Annotated in this window: 17 protein-coding genes; all 17 read left to right on the top strand. The window is 57.8% G+C overall.

The window, feature by feature from the left end:
- Window positions 1-4: 4 nt before the first annotated feature.
- A complete protein-coding gene (locus ACUDCK_RS29520) occupies window positions 5-172 on the top strand; it encodes a hypothetical protein (protein ID WP_165601204.1) in 168 nt (55 codons plus the stop codon).
- Window positions 173-224: 52 nt separating this feature from the next.
- Entirely contained in the window at window positions 225-548 is a 324-nt protein-coding gene (locus tag ACUDCK_RS29515) for a TrbC/VirB2 family protein (protein ID WP_165601205.1), read from the top strand.
- Window positions 548-883: a VirB3 family type IV secretion system protein gene (locus ACUDCK_RS29510; RefSeq protein WP_082387907.1), complete on the top strand. Its 336-nt coding sequence runs from the start codon at window positions 548-550 to the stop codon at window positions 881-883. Before ACUDCK_RS29515 ends, ACUDCK_RS29510 begins: the two co-directional genes overlap by 1 nt.
- A gap of 46 nt (window positions 884-929) precedes the next feature.
- On the top strand, window positions 930-3479 hold the full coding sequence (locus ACUDCK_RS29505; protein ID WP_054444478.1) for a VirB4 family type IV secretion/conjugal transfer ATPase: 2550 nt from the start codon (window positions 930-932) through the stop codon (window positions 3477-3479).
- A gap of 167 nt (window positions 3480-3646) precedes the next feature.
- A complete protein-coding gene (locus ACUDCK_RS29500; protein ID WP_054444479.1) occupies window positions 3647-4390 on the top strand; it encodes a hypothetical protein in 744 nt (247 codons plus the stop codon).
- An 11-nt stretch (window positions 4391-4401) separates the two neighbouring features.
- Entirely contained in the window at window positions 4402-4560 is a 159-nt protein-coding gene (locus ACUDCK_RS29495) for a hypothetical protein (RefSeq protein WP_165601206.1), read from the top strand.
- Window positions 4557-4700 (top strand): hypothetical protein, encoded by a 144-nt coding sequence (locus ACUDCK_RS29490; protein WP_165601207.1) that lies wholly within the window; start codon window positions 4557-4559, stop codon window positions 4698-4700. The genes ACUDCK_RS29495 and ACUDCK_RS29490 overlap by 4 nt, the downstream gene beginning before the upstream one ends.
- 320 nt (window positions 4701-5020) lie before the next feature.
- The gene (locus ACUDCK_RS29485) at window positions 5021-6553 is read left to right on the top strand and encodes a type IV secretion system protein (protein ID WP_082387909.1); all 1533 of its coding nucleotides are present in this window, start codon (window positions 5021-5023) and stop codon (window positions 6551-6553) included.
- 9 nt (window positions 6554-6562) lie between these two features.
- Window positions 6563-7228 carry a hypothetical protein gene (locus ACUDCK_RS29480; RefSeq protein WP_054444481.1) on the top strand — a complete coding sequence of 222 codons (666 nt, stop codon included), beginning with the start codon at window positions 6563-6565 and terminating at the stop codon, window positions 7226-7228.
- A 114-nt stretch (window positions 7229-7342) separates the two neighbouring features.
- The gene (locus ACUDCK_RS29475) at window positions 7343-8107 is read left to right on the top strand and encodes a type IV secretion system protein (protein ID WP_082387910.1); all 765 of its coding nucleotides are present in this window, start codon (window positions 7343-7345) and stop codon (window positions 8105-8107) included.
- Window positions 8108-8119: 12 nt separating this feature from the next.
- Window positions 8120-9016: a TrbG/VirB9 family P-type conjugative transfer protein gene (locus tag ACUDCK_RS29470; RefSeq protein ID WP_054444483.1), complete on the top strand. Its 897-nt coding sequence runs from the start codon at window positions 8120-8122 to the stop codon at window positions 9014-9016.
- A gap of 2 nt (window positions 9017-9018) precedes the next feature.
- Complete coding sequence (locus tag ACUDCK_RS29465; protein ID WP_082387911.1) at window positions 9019-10416, top strand: TrbI/VirB10 family protein; 1398 nt, start codon at window positions 9019-9021, stop codon at window positions 10414-10416.
- A 77-nt stretch (window positions 10417-10493) separates the two neighbouring features.
- Window positions 10494-10844, top strand: coding sequence for an H-NS histone family protein (locus tag ACUDCK_RS29460; protein ID WP_165601208.1), 351 nt, complete (start codon window positions 10494-10496; stop codon window positions 10842-10844).
- A 450-nt stretch (window positions 10845-11294) separates the two neighbouring features.
- On the top strand, window positions 11295-11654 hold the full coding sequence (locus tag ACUDCK_RS29455; protein ID WP_131728560.1) for a hypothetical protein: 360 nt from the start codon (window positions 11295-11297) through the stop codon (window positions 11652-11654).
- Window positions 11655-12051: 397 nt separating this feature from the next.
- On the top strand, window positions 12052-12804 hold the full coding sequence (locus tag ACUDCK_RS29450) for a ParA family protein (RefSeq protein WP_054444487.1): 753 nt from the start codon (window positions 12052-12054) through the stop codon (window positions 12802-12804).
- 40 nt (window positions 12805-12844) lie between these two features.
- Window positions 12845-14089, top strand: coding sequence for a ParB/RepB/Spo0J family partition protein (locus ACUDCK_RS29445; RefSeq protein ID WP_054444488.1), 1245 nt, complete (start codon window positions 12845-12847; stop codon window positions 14087-14089).
- 209 nt (window positions 14090-14298) lie between these two features.
- On the top strand, window positions 14299-15789 hold the full coding sequence (locus tag ACUDCK_RS29440; RefSeq protein ID WP_131728561.1) for a DUF5710 domain-containing protein: 1491 nt from the start codon (window positions 14299-14301) through the stop codon (window positions 15787-15789).
- The last annotated feature ends 23 nt before the right edge of the window (window positions 15790-15812 follow it).

Here is a 15812-nt window from a genome sequence, read left to right as displayed (position 1 = left end):
GCCCATGCAAGACTTGATCTGCCGCGCAAATGACTTCACCAACCTTCACCTGGCGCTTGCTGGCGGCGCGTTGATCGCAGTGAGCGTCACTGCTTGCTTTCTGAAGAACCTGCCCCGTATGCGGGCCCGCGTCTACCGCTGGCGAGCTGCGATCGCGGCGGCCCGCGCCTAATAGGCGCTAACTTTTAGCCGATGAAACAATATTTATTTAGGAATGAATGACTATGTTCAAAGACATCGCATCTGCAAAGAATCAGGGAGGCTCACGATTCGTGACGCTTCTCATCATGTGCGTATACGCGGGGGCCGCGCAAGCGCAGTCTCTTCCCTGGGAGGGACCACTCTGCACGTTCGCCAATGCTCTCACCGGAAAGACGGCATTCGCCCTCGCGGTCATCGTCTTCTTCGCGACCTCTGTGGCGCTCCTGTGGGGTGAAGAAATCAAGGGCGTCATGAAGGCCCTGGTCGTAGTCTTCATGCTGATCTCCGTGCTCATCGGCGGATCCTCGATCATTCGCTGGCTGTGGCCTTCGCTGATCCCCTGCTGATGGCTAGCGAAAGCGAAGACCGACTGCCGCTCAGGCGGATTTACACGAGCCTCGCGCGGCGCATCATGGTCAAAGGTGGAGAGCGCGAGCTGGTGTACATCGTGATCCTGCTGGGCATCATGGTTGGGTTCGTAGACTCGGTTGGCTTTGGCCCGTGGTTCGGTGTGCCATTGGGGGCCGCCGTCGGCCTGTGTGGTTTGTGGGTTGCTCGGAGGATGGGCAAGGCAGATCCGTTCATGACCCTGGTGGCACGTCGCGCGCTTAGATATCGCCGCAACTATCCCGCGCGCGGTCGACCCGCAGCGAATGTGCCTAAATCAAAGAGTTTCCGCTGATCAGAGGCCAGGCCGCGCGCCTGGCCAACGCGCTTGGATTGACCACATGATATTTCAACGAGAATTTCGCGACACCCTCGAGGGCTACGCCGATCTGCTTCAGTACGTCGCGGTTATCGACCGCCGGCGAGGAATTGTCATCGGAAAGGCTGGGCAACTGATGGCGTCGTTCGCGGTTATGGGGCGCGACGCAGATTCGAGTTCAGCGCGAGACCTCGAGGCGATTTCGCAGCGCGTCAATGCTGGCCTGAAGCGGCTCGGCCACGGGTGGATGTTGCACTTCAATGCGTTTCGTTTTGAGAGCCGGGGATACCCGAAGGCGGGCTACTTTCCGGACGCGGCTACGAGAGTTCTGGACGAGGAACGCCGCAGAATGTACGAAGGGGAGGGCCGCCACTTCGAGAGTCAGCGCGTGCTGACTTTAACCTGGCTACCCCCGCCACCTTTGGAAAATAAGGTGAAGAGCCTCGTTCGCGAGGCTAGTGACGATATGGCGCCCGAGAGTGTGCCAGCCGAACAGAAGAAACATTTCATCCAAACTATCGACGACATCGCTAGCGAATTGCGCCTGGAGTTCGTCGCCGTCGAACCGTTGGTTCCCCAGACCATCGAATATCCAAATCTGGCTCAACGAACGGTTATCGATCCCCAGCTCGGCGTGTTCCATTGGTGCGCGACCGGCGTTCGCCAACAGATTGCACTGCCACCTCCCGGCACGGCACCCTTTGCGATCGACTATCTGATAGGCAATCAGGACTTCGTCGGTGGCGATCAGCCGCGGGTGGGCAATAAGCACATCAAGGTCATCGCCGTCGACTCATTGCCTTCCGAAGGCACACATGCAGCGATCCTCGAAATTCTGAATCGCCTTGGAGTTGCATACAGATGGTCAACGCGGTTCATCTTCGTTGACGATGAACACGCGGAGGCAGTGATGGATCGCCACTACGCGAAGTGGAATCAGCAGGTTCGCAAATTCCTCGATCAGGCTCTCAATAGGGTGGGGGGAAGGATCAATGAGGAAGCATTGCGAATGAGCAATGACGCGCAGGCCGCCAAGAACGAGTTGCGCAGTAAGGAAGTGAAGTTTGGCTACTACACCGGGGCCATCGTTCTGTACAGCGAAGACCTCGGGTCGCTGGAAGCCGACGCGCAGCAGGTCATTGACGCTCTACGTCAGAAGCACTTTGTGGCTCGAGAGGAAAGCGTCAACGCCGTGGAGGCTTTCCTCGGAACCCTTCCTGGGCATGGCTGGGAAAACGTTCGGCGGCCCATGATCCACACGTTGAATCTGGCCGACCTCATTCCGACCACTGCGCCCTGGCAAGGCCTCGAACAGAACCCGTGCGACAAAATTAAAAGCCAGTATCCCGACCAGCACTCGCTCCATGTCCCGCCTCACTTCTACGCGGTCAGCTCGGGAAATACACCATTCCGGTGTTCGCTGCACGTAGGCGACGTTGGCCACACGTTGATGGTGGGGAGGACCGGCGGCGGCAAGAGCACCATGTTGGGATTCCTGATGGCCCAGTGGTTTCGCTACCCGAACGCAAAGGTGTTTGCGTTCGACAAGGGTTGGTCCGCCTACGCGTTGAACCAAGCGTGCGGAGGCACGCACTACAACATCATGGGCGAAGGCACTGACGTCGGCTTTTTCCCCCTGGGTGAAGTCCATAAGATCGGGGAGCGCGCCTGGGCGGAGTCATGGATAGAAGCCATGCTGGCGCTGAACAACGTCGAAGTGACATCGTCGCGGCGCACCATGATACGAGCGACGTTGGCGGCGCTCGGGCGCGAAGATCGCGACCTTCGCACGCTCACACATTTCGCGGGCAAGCTTCAAGACACGGAAATGGCGCAAGCCCTGCGCTACTACACCACCGGCGTAGGCGCGGGTGGGATCCTGGACGGTACGGGAGATACCGTCGACCTGACGCGCTTCACCGTCTTTGAAATGGAAGCCCTGATGGAGCTGGACGACAAGCACGTTGCTCCCGTGCTGATGTACCTGTTCCGTGTCATCGAGCGGCAACTCGATGGATCGCCTGTCATGATTGTCCTGGACGAGGCTTGGCTCATGTTGAAGCACCCGCTATTCCAGGAAATCTTGCAGAAATGGCTCAAGGTTTTGCGCAAAGCAAACGCGTTCGTCGTATTTGCTACGCAGGAACTTGCGGACCTTGACCAGTCCCCGATCCGTGACACCATCTACTCGGCGTGCATGACACGAATCTTCCTCCCTGACCGCGATGCAGATACCGACGTTTCTGTACCTTACTATCAGCGCCTTGGCTTGACCCCCCGGCAGATCAAGCTCGTCACAAAAGGGGTCCAGAAGCGCGACTATTACTACACATCTCCCTACGGTTCGCGGATGTTTCAATTGGGACTGGGCCGCGCCGCTCTATCACTTGTAGGTGTCGCAGGAACCGAAAACACCCGGCGCATCCAAGAACTCCAACGCGAATTCGGGGGCACCTGGATTTCACAATGGATGCGAGAATTCGACGTCGCCGAAGAAGTGGTCCAACTGTTGGAGCGCTATCAAAAGGACGCCACCACCTCTCTTCGCGACCAGTTCTCCGCTATTGCTTGAAGGTAAACTTCTCTGCTCGACAGGCTTCATGTCAGACGGCCAAGGAAGTGCTACCCCATCGGGACGTGCTTCTTAGCACCGAGCTACGACCCGCGAGAATTTTCACTAGTGAAAATTCCATAAAGATTGCATAATGCTATAACATCAAACTCATTTTTGGAGCTGAGATGTCATTGTTCTACGTGTTCCTGCTGGGTTGCTTCTTCGCTCCCAGATTAACCATTGGGCTGGCTCAAACCGCGGCCAATCTGGCTGTTGTGGCTTTGCATTCATTGAAGATCTCGTTCCTGCTTATCGTGCTCGCCCGCCGCCGATGGGGTGCACGCCGCGCTTTAGGGGCGGGCGTCGCGCTGATCGCCACAACCGCCGTGGGAGTCATTTTCATGAAGACCGCTCAAGCCGCAGAAATTAAGTGCGTTGGTGAGGCACCATACTTGGTGGATAGCTATCGCCTGCCTGCTCAGGGCCAGCCAGGAGCGGTTTTCGTCGGAGCGCACGATCCCGGCGAGCGAACTGCCTACTTCTTAACCGGCAGTGGCTGGGAGCGCTACGACGGAGGCCTGTTCCCGATATATCGTCGCTTTGACGGAGGCTTGCCTGCCGAGGTCTCCATTCAAACGCTGCTTCCCATGGCCAGCGACAATACCGTGCCTGTCGAAAACTGGTCGATCTACATCGGCTACGGCATTCTGACGCCGTCCGCCATCGATATGATCAAGACTCGCCGGGACGCCCTCAACGAGTTGCGGCCTCAAAGAGTAGCCGAGGGAACTTGGAACCCGAGTTACGATAGCGATGACCAGTTCAAATGGGCGCTGGTTCACAAGAACCTGGTGGACAACAACCAGTACCTGAAGGCCATCCCTCAGATACCGCTGTTGTTTTGCCGACAGGACAACGGCAACAATTAGGAGTTGATGTAATGGGCGTATTCACGAAAGAAGAAGCCGATGAAATGGGTGCGTTTGAGGAGACGGCGCTCGACGCCGTCGATGCGCGTGCCGCCGAAGTATCGCTGCCTGATAACAGCAGCGTAACTGTCGTACCCGCTGTACCGGGCACCGCTGGGGGAGGCCAATGAAATTCATCGGCAGCCTGGCGCTGATCACCGCGGTCTTCCTTTCGGGATGTCAACAGGACGAGCCCCCGGCAGCAAAGCCGCAACCGAAGGATGACGTGCAGCAGTTCGTTCCGAAACAGGAAATGCAGTTCAAGCGGTAAGCCCAACGAATCCTAAGGGCGCGGTCTCGACGCCCTTCTTCGAAGGGGACCATCCTAATGCCGGCGGCAAGTGGCACCTTGCCATCGAACTACTGACCGTTGGAAAACGACTGTCGATGCGGGACCGCCTCGATTTCGTGCTGCATAGCCTAGGCGTCCAAGCTGGGCACCAACGACCCCGCGACGGCGTTTCAATGTGCCCGAGGATTTTGACGGGCGAGCAAGGGCGCCTCAGTAGCTAACCGCCCGAAACTCGAATCCCCGTTACCGGCACATAGGCAATTGCATCGCCGATACTACGATATCTAGGGCAATAAATCATGCATAGTGAAAAAATGGGAAAGGGTTTGCGCCGGTGTCTGTACATTTCGGCCGTGCTAGTAGGGCTGGGCCTATCGCAGGCGGCGTTAGCGGTCGACGACGTATTTCCGGCCATGTCAACGCAAATGCAAAAATCCGCGAGCAACGTTGCGAACCAGTTGGTGCCATACGCGCTACGCCTTCTCGGCGTGCTGTTTCTAATCCAGTTTGCATTGCGAAACTACAAGACGGCGTTCTCGGTGGACGATCCGAAACAGCTACTCGCCAAGCTCGTATTTCCGATGCTCTGGCTAGGGTTCCTGATGTATCTCATTGGCAACAGCTATGGCCTCTTGAACGCGATCTTCAGTTCGTTTTTGGCCCTCGGAAGGGTAGCGGCCGGGGGAGTTGACTTGCAGCCCGGCAACATCATGTGGAACGGCATCGCGCTGCAGAACAATATGGTGATTGCGTATAACGAGGCCACCGGCGCGAGCGATGGTTTGTTGAACGCGTTCAAGTATTTCTTTCCATCAATGATGTTGTCGGTGGCATGCCTGGCCATCCTAATTTCGTTCTTCGTGATCGCGCTCGCGGTCGCAATTGCTACGTTGGAGTTTTTCTTGATACTCGCCGCGGCCCCCATAGCTTTTGCAATGGGCGGTCTTGAAGCGTTAAAGCAAAGCAGCATCGCCCCACTTCAGACGATGTTGTCGATCGGCTACCGTCTCATCATCCTTGGGGTGATAGTCGGGGTGATGAACGACCAGTTAGTACCCTGGAGCAACAACTTCAAGACGGTCACGGCTGCCAACCTCGCGCCAATCTGGATCGTCGTCTTCGGCTGCCTCCTCGGCGCTGTTTGCGCATTCTCCGCCGGCAAGATAGCAGGGGCGTTGGCCAGTGGTCAGAGCAACATCAGTGGCAACGAAGCAATGTTTGCCGGTCTGCAGATGATGCAGACGATCGCCACAACGATGACTGCAGCAGCATCTGCTGGTCAACTCGCTGGAGGGGTCGCCGATGCGGCATCCAAGGGCGCGGGTGGTGCTGGGGCGGCTGCGGGCCGCGGCTTCGTCAATCTATCTGAGGCGCTGGGCGGCGGATCGGGCTCTATTTCCAACGGCGGAAATGGCGCCAACAACGGCGGCGGAGCAGGGGGGCATGGCAGAGCGGGCGGCATGAACTCAGCCGACGCAGCCCAATCCTTGCTTGGCCCCATGGGCGGTGATCCGGTGGGCGCTGCCGACGAGGCCGGCGATGCCACTGACGCGGGCGTGAGTGGCAGCGGCGCTCCAAGTGAGACCGGAAGTAGTGGTGGAGCATCTGGCGACGATAGCCGCGCCAGCTCGGCCGGCGCACCACCGGCGGCCACTCCGCAAACCAGCGAAGATCGCGTATCGAAAGCCTTGGACAACATGGCCGACGCGATGCGCGGCCAACGGCCAGGTACCGGTACACAACTTGGAAGGGCTGCGATGGGCAGCGTCCAAGGGATGCAACATGATAGCGGTCACGTGCAGGTGCACGTCGACACCCACAGCAGAGACTAGGAGAGTGTAATGAAGAAGACTATTTTCGCGACGTTGCTGTCGGTGGCAACGCCTGCAATTGCAGGGAGCGTTGCAGGCACCGGCGGCTCGACGGAAGTGACACAGATCCTGAACAACACCGAATTGCTGGCGCAGACTGCTCAGCAGGCAAAGCTCGTCCAAATCGAATTGCAGAACGCGCTGCGGGATCCGAACACACCTTGGGCGCAGACGATGAACGCGCTGCAGGACCTGCGCTCGGTATACAACACCGCCCAGTCCATGGGCTACTCCCTCGCCAGCGTACAAAGCCGGTTCAACAACACCTACAAGGGATATGCCCAGGGGGGAAACATGCTGGATAAGTTGGTCGCGTGGGGGAACCAAACTAAGGGTTCGGTCGAAAACCTGCTGTACACATCCGGCTGGACGATGGATCAGGTCCAGAGCGAAGCGAGCATGATCGAGAGCCTGCGCACCAAGGGCCAGACGGCACAAGGACAAATGCAGGCGATCCAGGCAGGTAACGCGATCTCAGTACAACTGGTCCAACAAGTGCAGCAGTTACGCCAACTGCAAGCATCCCAGGCGCAAGCTATGGGCTCATACCTGGCTCAACAGAACCAAAAGGCAGGCGACGATGAAGCAAACGCGCGCGCCTTGGTTCCCACTACTGAGATGACATTCAAACGGTGAGCTTACCGGGCAGTGGACCGAGTGCAATTATATTTGCAATATTAATTGCACTTTGCCTAAAATGAATACGTTCCGCAATTTTGCAATTATTGTTGTTTTCACTGGTGAAAATCCATGGGACTGAAATCCTTGATGACCGGACGGTTCGGCAAGCGGCGCGCCTCGGACGAGTCTCCTGTCATGGCGGCGAGCGAAACAGATGGCCCCGGGGCCCGTCAAGACATTGGCGGCGGCGATTGGCTCGACGGTCAAAGGGCCTATGACGATCGCATGATGCGACAAAGCATAAGGACGTGGAACTGGCAGCGAGCTTGGTTCTACCAGTTCCTATTCAGCGTGTTCATGCTCGGGGTAGTGGTGTACGCCCTCAAGATCCCGAAATACATCCAAGTTCCGATAGCAACCAGCAGTTTGGGGCGGTCGGTTCTGGTCAAGGACACCGCTCCGGATGCTGCCTTGCTGGCACAACAAGAATACACCGAGGTCGGAGACTTCATAGAGAACTGCCGCACAGTGCTCGGGGACAAGATGGGCCTGCGCAAGCTGCAGGCCAGGTGCTATTCCCGGCTGCCGGACGAGTCGGCAGGGCGCCGCTGGTTCGTCGACCAGATGCGGGGGGAAAACGACCCCTTTATCGTGGGCGAGACGCATTCCGTTGAAGTGACTGTCATATCGCGTCTCAAGCTCTCAGCCCAGACCTGGGAAGTCGAATGGATTGAACAGTTCATCGATCTTAACGGCGGACGAGTCGGACAACCGATCAAGTATCGAGGCCACCTCGAAATCGAGTTCATCCGTGGCTCCAATTCGATGACGCAGCTCGAGACGAACCCCAACGGCTTCTACGTCCAGAAGCTGACTTGGGCCAAAAAGATGTAAGGCGGACCAAGCATGCGACGAACCACACTTCGACTTCACGCAATTGGCGTCCTGCTGCTCGCTGTAGCTTTCCAGGCGCAAGGCAGACCGGGCGCCAACTACAAGACGCTCGACGAGGCCGTTATGGCTCAGGTGCAACAATGGCAGCAAACCAACACGATCAAACCGATCGTGTCGGACGAAGGGCGCGTCCTGTACCCCTTCGGCCAATACATGCCCACGTTGACCTGCGGCATCATGCGCGCATGCTCTGTCGACCTGCAGCCCGGTGAAATCCTGATGGATTCAACGCGGGGAGACACCATGCTGTGGAAGATGGACCGGGCAAGGTCCAAGGATCCAAGAACCGGCGCGCTATGGACTCACGTGATTTTCAAACCCACCCTGCCGGATATTGAAACGAACGTCATCCTCTTTACGGATCGGCGCGTGTATCACATCAAGCTTGTCTCGACGAAGTCGGATAAGGAGTACATGAACCAGATTGGCTTCTACTATCCCGATGAGATCGTGCAGACTTGGGAGAACGAAGCGCAAGCAGATCAAGCTGCGCAAGACGAGGCTTCGCGCAAGGCAGACCTCCCAACCGTCTCACTCGACGAAATGGACTGGGGCTACACCATCCGCGGCGGAGACAAGGACCAGCGTCCGGTCAGGGTCGGCAACGACGGCCGACGAGTTTGGATCCAGATGTCTCCCATGATGGACCGGACCGAGGTTCCAACGCTCGTCCTCCTCGACGACGACGGCAAGCCACAAGATGTGAACAGCCGGCGCATAGGCCGCGATGGCGAGTTCTTTCTTGTGGACAGACTTTTCAAGAGGGCGCAGCTTCTCTATGGCGGCAGCGACGGGTCCGTCTCCAAAATTACAATCATCTGGGACAAGCACAAGCGGTGGAGTTGGTAAGCATGGCTGACAAGGAAATCAACCAGGCACAACCTAGCTTCAGCGGTGCGCCGCAATCCATACCGACTCGCGGGAAGATACACGGCGATCTCAAAGGAAAGACGAAGGGCTACTTGGGGTTGAGCAAGCGAGCGAAACTGTTCGCCACGCTCGCCGGCGGTGCAATTCTCGCGCTCATCGTCCTTGGAATAACGGCGCTGCCCGATCCAGCGGAAACTGCAGCGCTGCAGAAAGAAAAGGAAGAGGCGGCCAGGCTGGCTGATAAGGCCAAGCGCGACGGGCCCAAGAGCACCGTACCTAGCAGCGTCGCCAATGCCGGTGATGGCGTGTCCAAATCGGCCGACGTCGAAGCTGCCCTGGCGTCTGGGCGTCCTACCTCCGGCGCTGGGCAACCCGTCGTGCCGGGGCTGCGCACAGGCTCGGACCCGCTCGCAGCCGGCGCCAATACGAACGCAGGTCAACAACAGGGAGCGAACGGAACACTCTCTCCGGAAGAGCAGGAGGCACAGCAAGAGCGTAGGAATCGCCTGCAAATGCTACGGGAAGCGCGCAATGCCGACCTACGGGACGGCTCGTCTCAGCAAGGGCAGCAAGGTGAAGGAACTCCGGCCGCAGGCCGTAGCGTCGTTCCTCCGATCGGAGGAGGGCAGCAAGGGGGAGGGCAGCCAAATCTTCAGGGCATGCCTAATGGCATGCAGGACGATCAGAACAAACAAGCGCGCAAGGAGGCATTCTTAGGCGGCATGGTGGGTAACGCTGGGGCGGTTCCTGCTACCTACCTGCCCGCCAGCGTTCAGAAGCCCCGGTCTCCATATCAAATTGAAGCGGGCTGGCTCATTCCAGCCATGATGGATTCACAGATGAACTCCGACCTGCCCGGCACCATCCGCGCGCATGTCAGCCAGAATGTCATGGACTCTGCGACTGGTCGTTTTGTCCTAATACCCAGCGGATCCAGATTGGTTGGCCACTACGACTCGCAAATCGCTTTCGGGCAACAGCGTGTATTGGTGGTTTGGGACCTGCTGAAGTTCCCGGATGGCTCTGAATTGGCCCTTCTGGGGATGCCAGCAGTCGACCAGGTCGGAGCTGCCGGCCTCACGGGGGAAGTCGACAACCACATGTGGACCGTGATCAAAGCGGCGACGTTCATGTCTGTGATTACTGCAGGGGCTCAACTCTCGCAACCACAGTCCCGTAGGTCGAACGGCGACAGCGAAGGCCCCTCAGTCAACCAGACGCTCGCAGCGCAGCTAGGAACACAGTTGGGCCAAGTCTCTGGGAACATGGTCAACCGTTACTTGAACATCCAGCCGACCATCACCACGTCCCAAGGTACGCGCTTCAACATCTTGGTCAAGCAGAACGTAGTGTTTGACCGCCCTTGGTCGTGGAAGTAGGGCTTCTCTTCGGTAGCGCGCCATAGACAATGGCGCAGGCCGCACACAATGACATTTCGATAAAGGAAACGACGTTTATGGATAAGACCATCACCCGCCTTCGTTCCCAGATCAAGACGCTGCAGTCCCAGCTTGACCGTGCGTTGGTAAAACGTCGCGCGATCGAGGTCCAGCAGATTGTGCAGATCATGCACCAGCATTCGCTGACACCCGAAGATATACAACAGGCGCTGAAATCGGCTCAGAAGACGGGTCGCAGGACAACGCCGGCAAGGATTCACGATGTCTCCAAGCGCGCGCCGGTTGCGCCGAAGTATCGCAACCAAGCCACCGGCGACACCTGGTCAGGAAGAGGCAAGCCGCCCCGCTGGCTGAGTGCCGCTGAGCGGGCCGGCACATCACGCGAAGCATTCCTCATCACCCCTTGAGCGGTTCGAACCGACGCGCTCTCTCAAGTCAATGATGGGCAAATTGTCGCGCGATTTGTTCAGCACGCCTCCAAGCAAAGCCTCTCCCTCTGTACCAAGACCGGCCCAACCTGCGCGCCGGCGCCATTTCCGGATAGATGCGACTTACCACTCGGCGGGATCGCGGCTGGCGTTGAAATACGGGCCCCTACACCAGACAGCCCGTCGGCCTCAAGTGGTTGCGGATCCTCCGCGTGGCGGGGCTGCGCTCAGCGACTGCGGGCGTGTGTACAAGAAATTCCGCTCCGGATATTTTTCTTGTCACAATGCGGGCTTTTAGCGGTGGACAAAAGATGTTGTAGTGTTCTAATGTTGTCTGCAAACGACTATGGACCTTTTATAATGAATTGGCGGCGTCTTACAAGTCCACTGTCCCGCCCGCAGCCGCCATTCACCTCCACGTTAAAGCATATGCAACAATCGCTCGGCGAGAGTCCTCTGGTCATCATTCAAACGCGTTGTCCAGTGGAGATCATTCGCTATCTGAAAGGGCTCGCCATGCTCAAGTATGGCAAGCTGATGGTGATGAACGAAGAAATGTTGAGGCAGTTCATCATGTACCAACCGTGGGCGGCGAGCAGCCCACTTACTTGGCGACGCCCAAAACCGCGCACGGTGCTCGGTTGGAACACGTTTAACCTCCAAGTGTCGGACGAACTCAAGGAGCAGGTGGAACGCCTATGCGCAGAGTTGGACGTCTCAATGTCGGTCTTCTGTTACACCGCAATCTTTTGGTGGGTCAAGTACATGTATCCTCCGACCAATGCCTGATATAACGACCGACCCAAGCCTCGCTGATGCGAGGCTTTTTTTTCACCGGTGAAAATCGATGTTGCATTATTTTATGCAATGCCTTAACATTACAGCATCACAACACTGTACGGTGATTTTATGGCTAGGAGTAAGACCCCAGGCGAAACGGAAGCTCTCACCCTCCGCTTGAACGGTGACCTCATCGTGGCGTATCGCTCGCTCGCCGCGCAAACCACGCTTCAGCAGGGGAGTGGAAGTACGGTAACGGCTCAGGATCTAATGCGCGACTGGTTGGGACGCAACCCGGCGCTCAAGTTGCTGGCGGGTAAAACGGAAACGAAGTAAACCCAGACCAACGCCGGCCCAGCATTGATGGGTGCGGATGGTCACTACGCGACAAGAAGGATGCCAACGGATGTTTATTTATACGTTCATCAATCGCAAGGGCGGAGTCGGAAAGACTGCTACCGCCTTCAACCTGGCGCGCTACACACAGGAACAAGGCCTGCGCACGGGAGTGATTGATCTCGACACGCAGGGCAGTCTCAGCCGCGCGCTGACCAACGAGTTCGACATACAACACGATTACGTGGGCGGTGCCATGGAGTTGCTGAAGTCTGGCGGCACGGCGAAGCCCTCGCGAACCACCGCCAACGGAATCGACGTGTGGCACGGCCATGAGCAGTTGGAAGCCATCGACAGCGATTCGAAGGTCGAAGATCTCGTCTACTCGTCGAAGATGAAAGAAAAGCTTCGTGAACTGCCGTATGACGTGTTGATCATCGACACGCCGCCGGCGATCGGCCTACGGCATGTCGCACCGCTGTATTGGTCGGACCGAGTGGTCATCCCCGTTGAGCCTGACACGGAAGCGGTGATCGGCCTCCAGAACGTATACAAGACCTTGGAATCGGTCAGGTTCGAGAACCCGGGGCTCGTTACGATGATCGCCATCAACAAGTTCAAGGCGTCGTCGAAGTCTCATAAGACCATTTGCGGGGTTGTACAGCAAAGCTACGGCGACGAGGTGATTGCCGTGCTCAATGATCGCGTTGCTGTCGCCGATTGCCGCCAGGAGGACGTACCCGTGCCTGTCTGGCGGTACCGCCGGGCGAACAAGGCTACTAAGGGGCAGTGGCTCGACTTCGTTCGCGCCGTTGTCCAGTAAGTGAAAGCACAGAAAACACAGGTACAAGAGAGGTAATCGCATGACGTCGTTGTCCACCTTGCAAAAAATCGCCGCGAATGCGGAGAAGTCGAAGGCGTCGCAAGCCGTTTCCGGCGCCGGCGTGAGGGTAGTCCCTCTGCATCTGATCGATTTTGATTCGACCCAACCTCGGCAGGACTTCTACACGCCCGATGGGGTGATCGCGCCCGAGGTGCAGGAGAAGCTGCAGGAACTCGCCTCGAGCATGAAGATTCACGGCCAGCAGGCCGAAGTCACGCTGATCGAACTCGACAATGGCAGATTCAAGATCGCGGTGGGGGAACGCCGTGTTCGCGCCGCCCATCTGCTCGAGTGGAAAGAGATCCGTGCAAACATCCGCAACGATCTGAAGGGCGTAAGCCTGCGGCTGTTCCGGTTGGCTGAAAACGTCGACCGCGCGGATCTGTCCGAGCTGGACACGGCGCGCTATATCGCCGACATTGTTGCTGCGGGCGAAATGAAGAAGCATGAACTTGCCGCACACTTCGGCAAAAAGCCCGCTTGGGTCACTCGCTACCTGGCCTTTGCAGACGACGCGAACTACCAGAAGTGGGTGAAGCCCGGCTACATCCAAAAAGCCTGGATTCTGTACGCGGTTACGCAGCTCCCAGACGAAGTGCAAGATCAGATCTACGCGATGTGCGCATCGCGCGACTCCGGCGAACTTACTTCGCAGGAACTGCGCCGTTTCGAAGCCATGGTCAAGCGTGGACTGCCCGTCACCACGCTGGCCGCTGGCGGAGGCTCCGCTCCCGACGCCACTTCGCAGTCGAACGTCCTGGACCCGGCCGCCGCGGCCCAGCGGATGATGATGAATGCTGACACCGCGGAAACTCCCGATGGCTATCGCCCTCCAGACGGCCTCTCGGCTGAAGGCTTGGAGCCCCACGACGGCAAGCTGCGAACGATGGACAACACCCCGGGCAACGGCGCCAGCACCGCTCCCCATGAGGACTCAAACGCCGCGTCTGCAGGACAAGCGCCGGACGCGACGCATGCGCCTGCCAACATCGTCACTTCGCAGCTCTCCGTCGGGCAGCTATCGGCCATTCTGGTACACCTTCAAAAAAAGAAGGCAAAGGCCAGTGGCACGCTTCAATCTTTGTCGGTTAGCTTCCGCTTGCCTGAGCTTGTGGTACGCGAGGTTCTTAGCGCCCTCGGCGAAGCCGAGGAAGTCGAAAGCTTGCCGCCGATGATGCTCGGTCTGAAGCTGGCCGAGGCGGGCCACAAATTGGCCAACAAGTAGGCCTCAGCCCCAGCAAGCTCGGGGGATGCCCAGGCTCCTAGGACCTGGGCATTCTCATTTTTGCGACGGTGGTAAATGGGGATATATGCCGATATATGGCATATTGTTCGCAATATGGCAATATTTGTGTTATCTTGAAATACTTGCACAAGCATTGCAAATGTTCGGGTTGCCTTCCCTCTCTAGAGGCGGCCTTTACGGGGAAGTAGATGCGGTTTCCGGTCGGAGTGATTCAGGACAAGTGGGAGCGTGAACAAAAGCAAATCAGCGTCTTCTGGGATGAGGCGCGGGTTGTCAACTCGCACATCATGTTTGCAGGCAAGTCGGGGGCTGGCAAGTCATCGCAACTGCGTCGCGCGATACGACACGCTTCGGCCAGTGCAGAGGGGCGCGTCCGCTTCCACGTCTTTGATCGGCACAACGATCTAGACACGCCAGGAGAGAGCGTCGTCAAGTTCAGTGAATCAACTCCGTATGGTTGCATCAATCCCCTTGCGATCAATCCCCACCCTCATTTCGGCGGGGTGCGAAAACAAATCGCCAAATTCATCACGGGCATCACACGCCGGCACGCACTAGGGGCCCGGCAGCAGGCGGCGCTGCGCCGTCTGCTTCAGGATCTGTACAAGAGCAGAGGATTCTCAGCGAAGGACCCCCGCACCTGGTGCCCCCTTGATCCCGCCGAGGTTGCGGCGCGCATGAAGGGCCGTGAGAATCGCGTATACCTGGACGTGCCGTTCGCGCAGAAGGATCTCGCTAAGGCGGCTGGCGCGGCCTTCGATGTGGACATGAAGGCATGGTGGGTTCCTCGAGAGCGCTACGAAGGTGAATTGCTACTGTGGGCCCCCAAAAGCCTCGCCAAAGCCAACCCCACGCTTGACGATGCAGTTGTATTCGCGCGCCGGCGGCTGGAGGCAGCGTATCTCGGAACCAACACCGCGGCAGTGCACCACTTGCAAGACGTCAACAAGTACGCAGCGCGCTACCACAAGCTGTGCCTGGCACACCAGAAGAATGAAGCGCTTGGTGAGGAATTGGAGCGGCTGCTTAAAAGTCGCAATGACGCCCAGGACAAGGCGATTGAAGCGTTTCAGGCCTATCTGCAGCAGGTGCAGACCGGCCGTGAGCTTGACGAAGTTCTGGAACTCAAGAGCGCGGAAGTGATGCACAGCGTATACGATCGCTTGACCAACTTGAACGACGTCGGGATCTTCCGCCCCGAGCCCCCGCCCTTCGATCCGAACGCAGCCGTCTGGCGTTACGACATCAGCGCGTTGCAACCCGCCGAGGCCGAAATGTTTGTTCATTTCGTGTTGGCCGAACGCTTTGACCGGGCAGTGGAGAGAGGCCAACAGCAGCAGGTGCAAGAGATCGTCTGCCTCGACGAGAGCGACATATTCTTCTCGGATGACGAGGACAACATGCCCAACAAGATCGCCAAGGAGGCCCGCAAATTCGGGCTTTGCTTGTGGGCTGTCAGCCAATCCCCCAGCAACTTCTCCGAAGCGTTCCTAGTCAACATCGGTGCCAAGTTCATCTTCCGTCTCGATGACAGCTACTGGGAGAAAGCCGCGCGGTCCTTGAAGATTTCGAGGAATGAACTTGAGCGGCTGAGGCCCAAATACAACGGCCTGGTCCAGATCGAAAATAGCAGCGACGAACGTTCCCAGTATCAGCGGGTCATCTTTACCAAAAGCTAGAAAACAATATTTAATGTAACCAT

The sequence above is a fragment of the Achromobacter sp. CF-sbj1-Ac2-l genome (assembly GCF_052698165.1).
Note: the sequence above shows the minus strand (reverse complement) of the source record. Positions and strands in the feature narration are given on the sequence as shown.